17 protein-coding genes and 1 tRNA gene are annotated in these 13,761 nt (G+C 55.3%); 16 read left to right on the top strand and 2 right to left on the bottom strand.

Going from position 1 to position 13,761, the window contains the following annotated elements:
- Nucleotides 1-38 precede the first annotated feature (38 nt).
- Nucleotides 39-707 (top strand): 7-cyano-7-deazaguanine/7-aminomethyl-7-deazaguanine transporter, encoded by a 669-nt coding sequence (locus CXF87_RS13695; protein ID WP_101146983.1) that lies wholly within the window; start codon nt 39-41, stop codon nt 705-707.
- Between the two features lie 42 nt (nt 708-749).
- Nucleotides 750-1,553, top strand: a complete 804-nt coding sequence (locus CXF87_RS13690) for an alpha/beta fold hydrolase (RefSeq protein ID WP_101146982.1) — start codon at nt 750-752, stop codon at nt 1,551-1,553.
- Between the two features lie 7 nt (nt 1,554-1,560).
- On the opposite strand, the gene CXF87_RS13685 is transcribed toward CXF87_RS13690, so the two are convergent.
- Together CXF87_RS13685 and CXF87_RS13680 are read right to left on the bottom strand one after the other, a co-directional pair.
- On the bottom strand, nt 1,561-2,949 hold the full coding sequence (locus CXF87_RS13685) for a 3'-5' exonuclease family protein (protein ID WP_101146981.1): 1,389 nt from the start codon (nt 2,947-2,949) through the stop codon (nt 1,561-1,563).
- 54 nt (nt 2,950-3,003) lie between these two features.
- The gene (locus tag CXF87_RS13680; protein ID WP_101146980.1) at nt 3,004-4,137 is read right to left on the bottom strand and encodes an ABC transporter substrate-binding protein; all 1,134 of its coding nucleotides are present in this window, start codon (nt 4,135-4,137) and stop codon (nt 3,004-3,006) included.
- Nucleotides 4,138-4,289: 152 nt separating this feature from the next.
- Between CXF87_RS13680 and CXF87_RS13675 the strand changes: the two genes are divergently transcribed.
- The 14 genes from CXF87_RS13675 (at nt 4,290) to CXF87_RS13610 (ending at nt 13,730) form a co-directional block, all read left to right on the top strand.
- The gene (locus CXF87_RS13675) at nt 4,290-5,996 is read left to right on the top strand and encodes a potassium/proton antiporter (RefSeq protein ID WP_008958703.1); all 1,707 of its coding nucleotides are present in this window, start codon (nt 4,290-4,292) and stop codon (nt 5,994-5,996) included.
- 48 nt (nt 5,997-6,044) lie between these two features.
- Nucleotides 6,045-6,135, top strand: a tRNA-Ser gene (locus CXF87_RS13670).
- Between the two features lie 164 nt (nt 6,136-6,299).
- On the top strand, nt 6,300-7,526 hold the full coding sequence (locus CXF87_RS13665) for a tyrosine-type recombinase/integrase (RefSeq protein ID WP_101146979.1): 1,227 nt from the start codon (nt 6,300-6,302) through the stop codon (nt 7,524-7,526).
- Nucleotides 7,523-7,897, top strand: a complete 375-nt coding sequence (locus tag CXF87_RS13660) for a hypothetical protein (protein ID WP_101146978.1) — start codon at nt 7,523-7,525, stop codon at nt 7,895-7,897. The genes CXF87_RS13665 and CXF87_RS13660 overlap by 4 nt, the downstream gene beginning before the upstream one ends.
- Nucleotides 7,898-7,972: 75 nt before the next feature.
- Nucleotides 7,973-8,179, top strand: coding sequence for a helix-turn-helix transcriptional regulator (locus CXF87_RS13655; RefSeq protein ID WP_101146977.1), 207 nt, complete (start codon nt 7,973-7,975; stop codon nt 8,177-8,179).
- A gap of 275 nt (nt 8,180-8,454) precedes the next feature.
- Nucleotides 8,455-8,664: a hypothetical protein gene (locus tag CXF87_RS13650; RefSeq protein WP_101146976.1), complete on the top strand. Its 210-nt coding sequence runs from the start codon at nt 8,455-8,457 to the stop codon at nt 8,662-8,664.
- Nucleotides 8,661-8,906, top strand: a complete 246-nt coding sequence (locus CXF87_RS13645) for a hypothetical protein (protein ID WP_101146975.1) — start codon at nt 8,661-8,663, stop codon at nt 8,904-8,906. The genes CXF87_RS13650 and CXF87_RS13645 overlap by 4 nt, the downstream gene beginning before the upstream one ends.
- On the top strand, nt 8,896-9,378 hold the full coding sequence (locus CXF87_RS13640; RefSeq protein ID WP_101146974.1) for a hypothetical protein: 483 nt from the start codon (nt 8,896-8,898) through the stop codon (nt 9,376-9,378). The genes CXF87_RS13645 and CXF87_RS13640 overlap by 11 nt, the downstream gene beginning before the upstream one ends.
- A gap of 2 nt (nt 9,379-9,380) precedes the next feature.
- A complete protein-coding gene (locus CXF87_RS13635; protein ID WP_101146973.1) occupies nt 9,381-9,674 on the top strand; it encodes a helix-turn-helix domain-containing protein in 294 nt (97 codons plus the stop codon).
- Between the two features lie 46 nt (nt 9,675-9,720).
- The gene (locus CXF87_RS13630) at nt 9,721-10,122 is read left to right on the top strand and encodes a MarR family transcriptional regulator (RefSeq protein ID WP_101146972.1); all 402 of its coding nucleotides are present in this window, start codon (nt 9,721-9,723) and stop codon (nt 10,120-10,122) included.
- A gap of 414 nt (nt 10,123-10,536) precedes the next feature.
- A complete protein-coding gene (locus CXF87_RS13625) occupies nt 10,537-11,766 on the top strand; it encodes a phage major capsid protein (RefSeq protein WP_101146971.1) in 1,230 nt (409 codons plus the stop codon).
- A gap of 2 nt (nt 11,767-11,768) precedes the next feature.
- Nucleotides 11,769-12,290, top strand: a complete 522-nt coding sequence (locus CXF87_RS13620) for an HK97 family phage prohead protease (protein ID WP_101146970.1) — start codon at nt 11,769-11,771, stop codon at nt 12,288-12,290.
- Nucleotides 12,287-13,447, top strand: a complete 1,161-nt coding sequence (locus CXF87_RS13615) for a phage portal protein (RefSeq protein WP_101146969.1) — start codon at nt 12,287-12,289, stop codon at nt 13,445-13,447. Before CXF87_RS13620 ends, CXF87_RS13615 begins: the two co-directional genes overlap by 4 nt.
- Nucleotides 13,419-13,730 carry an HNH endonuclease gene (locus CXF87_RS13610; protein WP_101146968.1) on the top strand — a complete coding sequence of 104 codons (312 nt, stop codon included), beginning with the start codon at nt 13,419-13,421 and terminating at the stop codon, nt 13,728-13,730. Before CXF87_RS13615 ends, CXF87_RS13610 begins: the two co-directional genes overlap by 29 nt.
- Nucleotides 13,731-13,761 lie beyond the last annotated feature (31 nt).

The raw sequence follows: 13,761 nt of genomic DNA, 5'->3' as shown, positions 1-13,761 counted from the left end.
CCTAACCCCTCTTATCTGTTAAAAAAAGGTCGACCCGCATGTTTGCATTGAGTGAGACTCAGCATCGCCGTTGCCTGCTGGTAATGGTGGCTTTTCATATTGGCATTATTGCCGCCAGTAACTATCTTGTTCAGCTGCCGTTTACGCTGTTTGGCTTTCATACCACCTGGGGCGCGTTTAGCTTCCCGTTTATCTTTCTAGCCACCGACCTAACGGTTCGCCTGTTTGGTAAAGGGCCGGCTCGATCGATTATTCTGCGCGTTATGCTACCTGCGCTGCTGGTCTCCTATGTGGTGTCGGTGGTGTTTCCCCGTGGCAGCTTTGCCGGGGTTGAAGCGCTTTCGGAGTGGAACCTGTTTGTCGCCCGCATCGCGCTCGCCAGCTTCTTAGCATATGTGATTGGTCAATTACTGGATGTTCAGGTGTTTGACCGCTTGCGCCAGTGGGCCTGGTGGGTGGCGCCTGTTTGTTCGACGGTGCTGGGTAATCTGGCCGATACTTTTGCATTCTTCTCGGCGGCGTTCTATAACAGCCTAGACCCGTTTATGGCCGCCAATTGGGTAGAAATAGCTGCCGTCGACTACGCGATTAAGCTCGCCATCAGCCTGCTGTTTTTCCTGCCGCTGTATGGCTTGCTGCTAGCCTGGCTAACCCGCCGTTTGGTGGTTTGGACAGGCCAGGTGGATACTGCACCGCGCACGGCTTAATCGCGAAACACCACACAGAGACCGCAAGGCTTAGGAGCTAGCATGACTGACGTTGCCACCGTTGATCTCCATTTTATCGATATGCCCGCCGAAGAAGCCACCGCGGATACCACCCCGCTGGTGGTGATTCATGGCTTGCTGGGAAGTGCTGATAATTGGCGTTCACACTTAAAAGTGTGGCAACGCAGTCGCCGGGTAATTGCGCTGGATCTGCGCAACCATGGCCACTCGCCCCATGCAGAGGGAATGCGTTACGCGACCATGGCGGATGACGTTATCGCGTTACTCGATAAGCTATCGATCGAGCGCGCTCACGTGCTGGGGCACTCCATGGGTGGCAAAGTCGCGATCAGCTTGGCGCGCTTGGCGCCTAAACGGGTGGCGTCGCTGATTGTGGCCGATATTGCTCCCGTGGCTTACGAGCACGGTCACGATGATGTGTTTGCCGCGCTGGACAACGTGCGCCAAGGGCAGCCCAAAAACCGTCGTGAAGCCGATGATCTGCTGGCCGAGCATGTGGACTTCCGACCTACGCGCCTGTTCCTAGCCACCAATCTAGTGCGCAATGACGATAACGTGATGGCGCTTCGGGTAGGATTAGATCAGATCAAGCGTGGTTACAGCGACATTATCGGCGTGCCCGATGGCGAGCAGCCGTACGATGGCCCGGCGCTGGTGCTGCGCGGCGGCGATTCCCACTATGTGGCTGACGATATGGTCCCCGCTCTGCGTGAGGTGTTGCCCCGTGCCCGCGTGGTGACGCTCAAAAACGCCGGCCACTGGCTACATGCTGACCAGCCAGAAGCGTTCCAGCAAGCCGTCATGGCGTTCATTGACGCTCAATAGGGCAGTCTTAACCGAGCGGGATGACCGTTAGGCCATATTGTTCCGGGGAGCGCAAAAAACGGTTCAATATACGGTAGCTATCTACATCAAAGCTTGCGGAGGCATCGGCCAGGGTTTTGGCCTTTTTAAGGCTTGCCGCGCTGCCCAGGTAGCACCATTGGCGAATCACGTGCCAAGCAGGCGCTGTGCTATTCGCTGTTTGCTCTTCAATGGCAATACTGCCTGGCCAGGGCCACACATTAACCTGTAGCTGCATGAGCGCCGCCTTGGCTCGCTGAGTGTGCTGTGCAATCGACTCCTGGCCATTACAAGCGCCGAGGCACTTCCCCACTTGATTGGCAAAACAGCGGCCCTTACCTTTTTCAAGCCCCAGTACTCGCGGGCAGAGCTTTTGTTCTTCGGCAACAGCTCTTAATGTGTTTTTAGCCTCTCGTGCATTGCGGAACAAACCGTACAGTGCGCCACTGATTGGCAGGCTCATGGCGCTTCCGCTAAGCAGTTCAGGGTGGTCGGCTTCTGCCTCCCAGTGCCAGGTGGTCAGCTTGCGCTGCTTGCGTAGCTGCCGGTTCATAATCGGCATTAACGTTTTCACCAGTTGCGCCTCACGCAACTGGGCGCCTAAGTCGCCAGCGGTTTCTTCCCATTCGATATGTTGCACCTGCTGAGCTAGGCGCATCTCTTTATCGTCCTGGTGATCACGCTGAAAGTGGCCTAGTACGCGGCTGCGTAGATTGACGCTTTTACCCACATACAACGGCAGCCGATTGTGACCGTAAAACAGGTACACACCAGGGCAGGTGGGCAGCCCTTCAAGCTGAGCGCTGTCTAAATGGGCGGGCAGTGTTCGGTGGCGGCGCTCATCACCCAGAAGGTTCTGCCATGCTTCTTCACTGTGCTCAACTTGCCACGTTTGCCAGAGTGCCCACAGGGCATCCACATCATCACCAGCCCTGTGGTGGCGGATAGGTGAAATGCCGTAGCGGTTAAGTAGCGCTTTCAGATTGTGCTGCTGCTCCTGAGGCGCTATACGCCGCGATAAACGCAGCGTGCATATCAACGAGGCGCGAAAATCCTGCCCCGCGCGCTTAAACTCATTGCGCAAAAAGCTGTAGTCAAAGCGCGCATTGTGAGCAACCAGTTGCCCGTCGCCCAGCCACTCACGCAGTGATTCGGCGATGTGGGTAAACCGTGGCGCCTCCCTCAGCATATCGTCACGAATCCCTGTGAGCTGAGTAATTTGCGCGGGCACTTTGCATTCTGGGTATATCAAGCTCGACCAGCGATCGACCAGTTCACCGTTAACAACTTTCAGGGCGGCGATTTCGGTAATTCGGTCGCGGGTTGCCCGGGTGCCGGTGGTCTCGACATCGACAAAGATTAATGCTGTTTCGCTCATGCGTCGCCAACGTAGTGAGAGAGCTTTCGGTATGTGATGATAAGCGGTATGTGATTATAACGTGTGCGGATCTACCGCTAAACGCGATACTAGCAATACCTCGCTGGTAATGCCCGTTTGCTGCAAGAAAGTTTCAAAGGCGGCATACCGTCGGCTATCTAGTGCTGCTGGGTTAAGCGCCATGCGTCGCAGGATGTCCTCCCAGGCTCCAGCATTAATGTCATTATCGAGCACCGGGTGGGTACTAATGAGCAGCTCCCAGGCAGCATCAGGATTGTCGACGATCCAGTGACTCGCCTGCTCAAGGGCAAGCACAAAGCGAGACCACGTATCGGCGCGGCGGGCAAGGGTATCGCTATTGGCCAGCACTACTAAGCCGTCACTACGGGGAATATCCAGCTCATCGAAACGAATGATGTGGGTGTTAATCCCTTCCGTTGCTAGCTGCTGAGGAAGGTAGTGATAAAAACCATCCGAGACCGCGTCGATTTGGCCTTCTCGCATTGCTCGAATTGGGTCGAAGTGTAGGTTGACCGGTGCTGCGAAATCATCGGTTTGCTGAACTGAGCGGGGTAGTAACCGAGGAATACTCAGGTCGCGGCCTTCGCCAGTGGTATAACCGTAATGTAACCCTGCCAAGGTATTTTCAGTTTCCGCTTGTTCTTCCCCCGTCACAATGACCGCCGTAAGCGACGTTTCAATCAGTGTCGCAATCCGGATAATCGGTGCGCCGTTATGGGCTTGTAGATGAAGCAGCGGCTGGCGCGTTAACGCTAGATCAACCTCGCCTGCGGTTAGCAGCTTGATGGCGATGGAAGGGTCGGCCGGTGACTGAATCTCTACCTCAAGCCCTTGGTTAATATACAGGCCTCGTTCTTTCGCAATCACCAAGGCAGCGTGCTGTGGGCTTAGGTACCAATCCAGCATCAGCGTCAGGTGTTTAACCGGCGGTGGCTCAAGAGGCGGGGCCGGGGCAAGTGCCATAGTGGGCGCTGCTTCGGTATCACTTTCAACGGGTCGCCATAGGCCATCCGGCACCTCAACGTCGGCATCCAACGTTAGGGGGGCGGTTTCTTGACTGCTTTCTTCACTCTCTTCATTTGCGTAACTAGCTGAATTGAAAAATAATAACGTAAAGATGAGGCTCAACAGAACAGGGTGCCAATAGCGTGACAGGCAGCGCAACATAGTCAGTAACTCCAAATGTTGTAACGGCGAAGTGTAGCCGCCCAGGAAAGCTTCTGACTAGCCCTTTAACCACAAGGGCGCGCGGAGAAGACACAGTAAATTCAACGGTTACATGTAATAATAGCGCTGTATTGATGTAGAGACGGAGAGTCATGGACGCAATTTATATGTTCTTTTTGGTAGGCGGCTCGCTGATGGCGCTCAGTATCTTGGCCAGCCGCTTATCGTCAATGATGGGTGTGCCACTACTGCTGATCTTCCTTGGGCTAGGCATGCTAGCAGGTGAAGAAGGCGTGCTGGGTGTTGTGTTTGATGACTACTCCATGGCTTTTGCAATCGGCCATCTCGCGCTCGCCATGATTTTGTTAGACGGTGGCTTACGTACTCGCCTCAAAACCTTCCGGGTAGGTTTTAAGCCCGCACTTTCTCTCGCGACCTTTGGGGTCTTTATCACCAGCGCCATTGTTGGCGTGATCGCGATGTGGATTTTTGATCTCACCATCGTGCAGGGCCTCTTGGTCGGTGCCATTGTCGGGTCTACCGATGCCGCCGCGGTGTTCTCAATGCTCAGTGGTCGCGGGGTCAATCTTAACGAGCGGGTAGGGGCCACGCTTGAAATTGAATCGGGTACCAACGACCCGATGGCGATTTTCCTAACCTTGATGCTGGTAGAGCTGTTAGTTGGCGATATTGGTGGCCCCACCGAAACGCTGCTGTTTTTTATTGCCCAGTTCGGCATTGGTTTGATTGTCGGCCTGGGTGGCGGTTGGCTGAGCGCTAAACTGCTGCGCTGGCTAGACTTGGCACCCGGTCTATATGCGATGTTGGCATTAGCGCTTGGCTTCAGTGTATTTGGCCTAACCAGTGTACTGGGTGGGAGCGGCTTCCTGGCCATCTACTTGGCCGGTTTGATGATTGGTAATCAGCCGGGGCGCCACCTCAACTTTATCCTCCCTGTTCACGATGGCCTCGCATGGCTTAGCCAGATTGGCCTGTTCCTAGTGCTTGGCCTGCTGGTGACCCCGAGTGAACTGTGGGATGTGGCACTGCCCGCTGGGTTAGTGGCGCTGGCGCTTATCTTTATTGCGCGCCCCTTGGCCGTGCTGATCACTATCAAGCCGTTCTTTAAGTTCCGCTGGCGGGAAACCTTCTTTATTGCCTGGGTCGGTTTAAGAGGGGCGGTGCCCATCGTGCTGGCTATCTTCCCGGTGATTGGTGGGGTTGAAAACGCTTCGCTCTACTTTAACGTCGCGTTTGCCGTGGTATTGATGTCGCTACTGATTCAAGGCGGCTCGCTAACGCTGATGGCCAAGTGGTTGAAGGTAGAAGTGCCGGTAGGCACCGTGCCTAACCGACGCGGCCCGCTGGGCATTTTGCCAGAAAACGATTTTGAGCTATTTGTTTACGGCGTAGAGAACCAGGATTTGGAAGACGTGCCTATCCGGCTTCTCCGCTTCCCATCCGGGGCGCTGATTTCGGCGCTGTTTCGCAACCACACCATGCTTCACCCCAAGGGCAGCACGCGCTTAAAACTTGGGGACGTGATTTGCGTTATCGGCCGCTCAGAAGACCTGTACTCCCTTAACCGGCTGTTTAATGGCGATGCCAAGCTCAAGCAGGAGCGTGCCTTCTTCGGTACCTTTACCCTGGATGGCAGCGCACAAATGCAGGATATCGCCCAGGCCTATGGCTTAACGCTAAGCCCCGGTGAGCAAAACATGACCCTGGCTGAGTTTATTGCCCTACGCGTGGGTGGGCACCCGGTAGTCGGGGATGACGTAGACTGGCACGGTATTCATTGGGTAGTCAGCGATATGGAAGGCGGAAAAATTACCCGTGTCGGGTTACGTTTGTACTAAAAGCGTTGACTTCCAAGGGAAAGCTGTTATTATACGCACCCATAAGCCGGAGGGATGGCAGAGCGGTTGAATGCACCGGTCTTGAAAACCGGCGTAGGTGAATAACCTACCCAGGGTTCGAATCCCTGTCCCTCCGCCACAATATAGTTTCAGGTGTTCCCATAAAGCATCAGAAACCCAGCAATGAAGCGCCTTAGGGCGCTTTTTTGTTGTCTGCAATTCCCATAACCTACCTTGACTTTGCACTATGTTAGGGGGCATAAGTGGGGGCATACGCCAAAATTACGTTTTTAGGTGCCCCCAATGACCCGAGCCACCAATAAGCTGACCGCTACTGCAGTGCGCAATGCCAAGCCAAAAGAAAAAGCCTATAAGTTATCTGATGGTGGCGGTATGTATCTGGAGATCACCCCGAGCGGTGGCACCTACTGGCGCTTGAAGTATCGCTTCAACGGTAAGGAGAACCGGCTGGCGCTGGGTATCTATCCAGAAACCACCTTGGCCCAGGCGCGTGAAAGGCGAGAGGATGCCCGCCGCCAACTTGCCCAAGGGATTGACCCGAGCGCAGAGCGAAAAGCAGAGCGCCGTGCTAGCAAGGTGGCCGCAGCTAACACACTGAACGCGGTGGCCACCGAATGGCTAGCCGTTCATAAAGATAAGGTGGTCCACGACCACTACCGGCACGACAAGCGCCGCCTAGAACTTCACTTGCTGCCGGTGTTGGGTAGCCGTGTGCTTTCTGAGATCACGGCCCCAGAATTGCTTGATTGCCTGCGTAAGATCGAGAAGCAAGGCAAGCTAGAGACGGCCAAGCGAGTGCGCACCCTGGCGAGTATGATTTTTCGTTATGCCATAGCGACAGAGCGCGCCGACCGTGACCCCGCCGCCGATCTGAAAGGTGCCCTTAAATCGCCGCAGATAAAGCACCATCCCGCCATTACTGAACCGGATGAAATCGCCAAGCTGATGCGCGCCATTTACGCCTATTCTGGCGAGCCGGTAACGCTGGCCGCGCTCAAGTTGTCCGCGTTTGTGTTCGTTCGCCCTGGCGAGCTTCGCCGCGCTGAGTGGGACGCGATCAACCTGGAAGAAGCAACCTGGAAGTTCACCCCGAGCAAAAACGGCCCGCCGCTAATCGTGCCGCTGGCTTCGCAAGCAGTCGAGGTGCTGACCGATCTACACGACCTAACCGGACGAAGCCGTTATGTGTTCCCAGGTGCTAGAAGCCGTGACCGACCAATGAGTGAAAACGCTATTACTGCCGCTATGGCTGGCATGGGCTATAAAGGCCGAATGACTGCCCACGGCTTTAGGGCTATGGCCCGCACGGTGCTAGAGGAGCGCTTAAACTTCCCGCCAGCCCACATTGAGCAGCAGTTGGCCCACGTAGTAAGAGACGCCAATGGGCGCGCCTACAACCGGACGGCGTTTCTAGAGCAGCGCCGCGTAATGCTGCAGGCGTGGGCCGACTATCTGGACACGCTACGCGAAGGCAGTCAAAACGTGGTGCCGCTTAGGGGCATGGCATGAATTTTGAAATAGATCATGACGCCGAGGATGCTGCCCGAGCTCAGCGTCAAAGCGCCCGAAAAATAGCGGATAAAATCGAAGCGGGCGAAACGCTAAGTAAGTTTGAGGGAAAATGGATAGCCGCTGTCATTAGGGGGGCAGTGGACTATATACAAGCCCCAACACGCCAAGGGCCGCCGTCAAAACTACCTAACGGTGACGATGCAGCTATTGAGTTTGCTTTGCTGGTAATTCATCAAGGCAAAAGTAAAACTCAGGCCCGTGCCGATCTTGCCGAGAAGTATGGCGTTTCTATTGAAGCCGTTAGAAAGTATCTTGTTAAAAATCAGCGTGGTCAAAGAGCACTAGAGTTTGTTACCAACCAATCTTAATCATTGGTTCCTATTTTGAATAAGTAGCTATCGCCAGTATTGGCCGTGTCCTAAGCACCCACGGAGAATCACGGAATGGCTAATCTTATCAAGCTAAAGGCAGTAAAAGAAAAAACAGCCCTAAGCACGTCCACTATTTATCGTGGTATTGAACGCGGCAGCTTTCCTAAACCCATTCCTTTGACGCCCAACGGGCGCGCTGTTGCATGGTTGGAAAGTGAAGTTGACCAATGGATTGAACAGCGCATTGAAGCAGCCCGCCAAGAAAAGGGGGCCGCGTGATGTTGACTATTCCCAGCGCTTCCCGCTATGCTTCACTTGCTGGCGCAAAATCGTCAGCAGGGTTTGGCGACCCAAAATCACAAAGGCGCAACAGCGCCCACCGCATTCATGGCGCTTTTTTTATGCCTGCAATGCGTCAATGGCTGCTGTGCGTGGGAGACCTTCGGGTCTGCCGGTTTTACCTTTGTGACCGGTTCGCCAACCTGCGTACAGCCGCCTCCATTACTGTTTGGCGACAGTCGGGGACGGCTCCAAAATACAAAGGAGTCTCACCAATGACGGCATCAATCCGCCTATCTAATCTTATTACCCGCAGTCTATCCAGCCGCGCCGCTGCCCATCGCGCCATGGCCAAAAGTGCCTTGTTTGCCGATAGCAGCGCCAGTACCCGCCTAAAGCGTTACAACCACCACATAGCGAAAGCCGAGCAACTAGAAGCCCGCGCCCTGAATACTGCCAAGTGCAGTGTAGGGGGTGAAGCGTGAACACCAACCAAACGCACCTACACGACCTTGAGGACATCTTGGGCGCTGTATATGGCCTAGCCGACATGCTGGAGCAAAGCGGCAGCCATGAAGGCAGCGAAGACGAAGCGCCAGCCCTTGGCCGCTTTCATCGTGGCTGTATGACCACGGCTATAAAGCACTTGGCTAATCGCGCAAGTTCGCTAGTTGACATCATCGGGGAGCAAGAGGCCAGTAAGGCAGGAGGCACCGATGCTAAATGAACTCTACTTGACCGGCATTCTCCGCACGATGCGAGAAGAAGCCGAGACAGCCGAGCGCCGCGAAGAAGACATAAGCCCCGCCGCGCTAGTTCAGTATGCCCAGATGATTGAAGACTCAGTTTACAAAGGTGCCGCCGCCATGACCCGTACAACCACTAACGATTATGCCCGCCAGCTAGAGAGCACCATTAGCGACTATACCCAACAGCTAGAGCAGATGACGCTTGCCGGTGAAGACCTTTTGAAGCTGGCGTCTGTGTTTAAAGCTATCGTGGACATGCTGGACAAGGATGGGTTCGATTTAGCCCAGGATGCCGAGCGGCTAGCCTGCGTTGGGCGCGAGCTTGCTAAGCGTGGAGCTGAATACTTTATGGATGCGGCAGACTGCCTTGAGGCGACAATTTCACAGCTAGAAGTTGAAGTTGAAGAAGAAAAGGAAAAAGTAATTTTTGCCGAAGAAGGGGAGGAGTAACCATGGCCGCGCCGTTCAATAAAAAGCGCGGCCCTGAGGGGAGCCGCGCCGATCATTCGAAGCCGTCTTGCAAGATCAATCCTAACACCCAGCAAGGCATGGTGCTAGAGGTTTTGCGCCAGCACCCAGCAAGCGCCTTTGAGCTACAACACTTGCTGCCCCTGGCAGATGCCCGCGCTGTGGTGCGTGATTTGATAGCCAAAGGCTGCCCCATCGGCACGATTAAAGTGCCCAACCCAAACCAGAATGCTCGCTGCAAGACAATACAGCGTTATTGCCTTAACGAAGCGGAGTGATTTATCAGCGGGCCTCAGTGTGAGGCCCGCTTGATCTGGAGGAGGTATGGGCAAAAAAAAGCGCGACGCCGAAACGGTGCAAGGCGGCTTTTTTGCCTTACCCTCGTTATTGATGGAGCATCGCGAATTTCGCGAGCTAACGCCATCGGCTTTAAAAGTGTTGATGGTGCTTATCTCTCAATACAAGGGTAGCAATAACGGCGACTTGGCTGCGACGCATTCAATGATGAAGGACTGGGGCGGCATGGCCGAAGGAACGCTCGGCAAGTCGCTGCGTGAACTCCAAGAGCGAGACCTGATCATCAAGTCGCGTCAGAACCGCAAGGGGCGTGAAGGTGCCCGCTGCGCACTTTACGCACTTACTTGGCGTAGAATTGATGAATGCCCTGGCAAAGACTTGTGCATTAGGCCAACTATTGTTGCGAGCCGTAAGCTTTCTAAGGCTTGATTACACTATTGATAATCCCACTTCGCAGTGGGGTTTTTTTTGCCTAAATACTTAGTGATTGAATGGCCGTTCAATATTAACCGCCTTCAAAAATTGAAGCTTATGGCATCAAAAATTGATGCCTTACCCTTAAATGAAGCATTAGAGGCGAAATAAGGCATCAAAAATTGATGCCTTATAGGGCTTCTTGGCAGAGTTTCAGCTTCAAAAATTGAAGACCTCTCTATATATACCAATCAGGTATGCCATAACGTCACGCACTAACCAGAGAGAGAAGCCAAGACGTGAGCAATAAGCGCACACCTTGTAAGCAATCACAGTAATGGTGATATAAACAGTTATGTTATAACATTGTATTTATGGGCTAGGTGTTATAGCGACACCACCAGACGACCAACCGACAAGGTAACAAACATGAAAGTGTCAGCACTACGTGAGCAGCGAAGCGCCAAAGTTGCGCAGATGAAAGGCATGATCGACAAAGCCGCCGATGAGGGCCGCGATCTGTCCGCCGATGAAACCAAACAATTCGATACGCTGAAAGCAGAGGAGCGCGCACTGGCCGGTCAGGTTGACCGAGCAGAGTACCTAGACGAAGCCGAGCGCCGCAGCGTGGCTAAGCCGGTTACTGGGGATGCTGGCGCAGACTTCACCAAGCTGGCGCGTCAGGTAAGCGTGATGAAGGTAATGCGTGCCCAAATGGAAGGCCGCAGCCTGGATGGTGTAGAGGCTGAATACGCTCAAGAAGCTGAACGCCGCAGTGGACGCAAGGCTCAAGGCGCATTCGTGCCGATGGCCGCGCTAGAAACTCGCGCCAATACTACTGGCACCGCTGGCGAGATCACACCAACCGATCACCGCGCCGATCAATACATTGACGCACTTCGCAACCGCTTGTTAGCGCGCCGCCTTGGTGTTCGTGTGCTATCGGGCCTATCGGGTGACGTAAGCGTGCCTAAATATGGCAGCGGCTTGGCTACTGGTTGGGTAACCGAGGGTGGAGCGGTACCGGAAGGCGTGATGAGCTTTGGTGAAGTGACGCTTTCACCCAAGCACGTAGGCGGCAAAACCGAAATGAGTCGCCAGCTAATCCAGCAATCAAGCCCAGACATTGAGCAGCTAGTGCGCGGCGATCTGTCCGCCCTGATTGCCCAGCAGATTGACCGGGCGATTTTGCAAGGCTCGGGTGCTGCTGGTGAGCCTCAAGGCATTATTGGTGCTGCTGGTGTTCAGGCGGCTGACATTCCTACTACGTGGGCCGGAGTTCTTGGGCTATCCGAGCTTTTGGAGCTTGAGAACCTTGAAGGTACGGCTTGGTTATCCGCTCCAGGCGTTAAAACCACACTTGGTAGCACTGAGAAAGTGGTAGGTAGTGCAGGAGTAGGAGGTTCTGGCTTCCTATTACAGAGCGGCATGATGGACGATAAGCCTTATTGGTCCACCAACCAAATGCCCACTAGCACGCTGCTTTACGGCGATTTCTCGCAAGTGTTGCTAGGTATCTGGTCAGAGATCGACATTCTAGTGAACCCCTACGCTGAACCGGCCTATAGCCGCGGCGGTGTGCAGGTTCGCGCTATGGCGACGTGTGATGTGGCCTTACGCCATCCGCAAGGCTTCATCGTCGCAACCCCAGGCGCATAACCATGGAACGCCGTGCTAGCAGTGAATTGACGCCCAAGGGCCGCAAGCTGACCGGCTACGTTGCCCGCTTCGATGAACCCATCGATCTAGGGGAGTTTGTCGAGGTGGTACGTGCTGGCGCGTTTACCCGCACGCTCGCCGGTACCGGTGCCCAAAACATCCGCGCTATTTATGAGCATGATGGCCGCGCACTGCTAGGACGGTTGGGCGCTGGTACGTTGCGGCTAAGTGAGGATGCCGTGGGGCTGGCCTTCGAGATCGACCTACCCGACACCACCTTGGGCCGCGACTTGGCCCACTTGGTGGAGCGTGGCGACGTGGCTGGCTGTTCGTTTGGCTTCCTGCCGGTGAGCGATGCGTGGTCAGAGCGTGAAGGCCGCGCCGTGCGTGAGCTGACAGACGTGGACTTGATCGAAGTCACCATAACCGCGTCACCCGCCTACGACACCACCAGCGTACAGGTGCGCGCCAGCCAGCCCTTAGGCATCCGACTTGCCCGCCTATACGTGGAGGCTTGCCAGTGAAGTTAATCAAGCGCCTATTTGAGAAGCGCGCCGCCGATTCCTACGACACCTACTGGAACCGCTTCACCGCTTCGCAAGACGTGGCAGGTGTGGCGGTGAACTCCAAGAGTGCCGAAGGTATCAGCGCCGTTTATGCTGCAGTAGCGGCCATTTCTGAGAGTGTGGCCAGCCTGCCGCTAGACATCTACCGCCGCACTGAGGATGGGCGCGAGAAGGCCCGAACCCATCCGCTGTTCAAGCTGTTGCACTCAGAGCCAAACGAACAGCAGACCGCGCTAGAGTTTCGGGAAATGCTGCAGCGGCACGTTCTGTTACGTGGCAATGCTTATGCCGAGATCAAGTGGAACGCTGCCGGACGCATCGACAGCTTGAAGGCGCTTCACCCTGACAGTGTGAACGTGCTTATCACCCTAGACGATAAGCTGGTGTATGAGGTGACAGACCGGCACGGTAAGCGCCGCCGCCTGCTGGCGTCTGAGGTGCTTCACCTGCGTTACCACAGTGACGATGGACTGATGGGCCGAACGCCTATAGAGGTGTGCCGCGACACGGTAGGGCTGGCGCTAGCAGAGCGCACCCACGGGGAACGTATGTTTGCCCAGGGTACCAAGCTATCAGGCGTTATACAGACCCAGCCAGCGACCACCAAAGAGCAGGCCGCGCAGATACGCGACAGTTGGGCCGCTGGTCAGAGTGGTGTGAGTAACCACGGCAAGACTGCCGTTCTACCTGCCGGTGCCGAGTTCAAGACGGTCAGCATGACGCTTGAAGACGCCGAGTGGATAGAAGCCCGCCGTATGAGCGTGGAGGAGGTGGCCCGCCTATTCCGTGTCCCGCCCGTGCTTATTGGCGATCTGAGAGAGGCCAACTACTCCAACGCGGTAGAGCTTGGCCGGTACTTTGTGACCCATACCTTACGCCGTCACTTGGTGATGTGGGAGCAAGCGATCAACCGCGCCCTAATCAATGACCCGGTGACGTACTACGCAGAGCACAACGTTGAAGGGCTACTGCGTGGCGATAGCCTCAAGCGCTCACAGTTCTATGAGCGTGGCATATCCGATGGGTGGATGCTGCGCAGCGAGGTACGCCGCTTAGAGAATCTACCCACCATTGACGGTATCGACGATGAAGAAGCGCCGCCACCTACCGCTTAACGGTGCCGCGTGGCAGCGCCTGCGCGCCCAGGTGATAGCAGAGGAGCCGCTATGTAGGCACTGTCTGGCGCGTGGTGTGGTGTCACCTACCACCGATGTTGACCACATACACAATGGTGACGGTGATTACTCAGACGACAACAGCCGCGAAAATTTACAGGGCTTGTGTCATGAGTGCCATAGCCATAAGACCCGCGCCGAGATGGACGGCAGCGCCACGTTAGTCGCTGGATGCGACGCCAGTGGCCGGCCCATTGACCCAAACCACCATTGGAACCGTTAAAAAATCACGAGGAACCGGGCCGCCACGCACC

Origin of the sequence: Halomonas sp. MES3-P3E, from assembly GCF_002836035.1 — a bacterium.
In the GTDB taxonomy this organism is placed as follows: Bacteria; Pseudomonadota; Gammaproteobacteria; order Pseudomonadales; family Halomonadaceae; genus Vreelandella; species Vreelandella arctica.
This window is presented reverse-complemented; position numbering and strand designations above follow the sequence as displayed.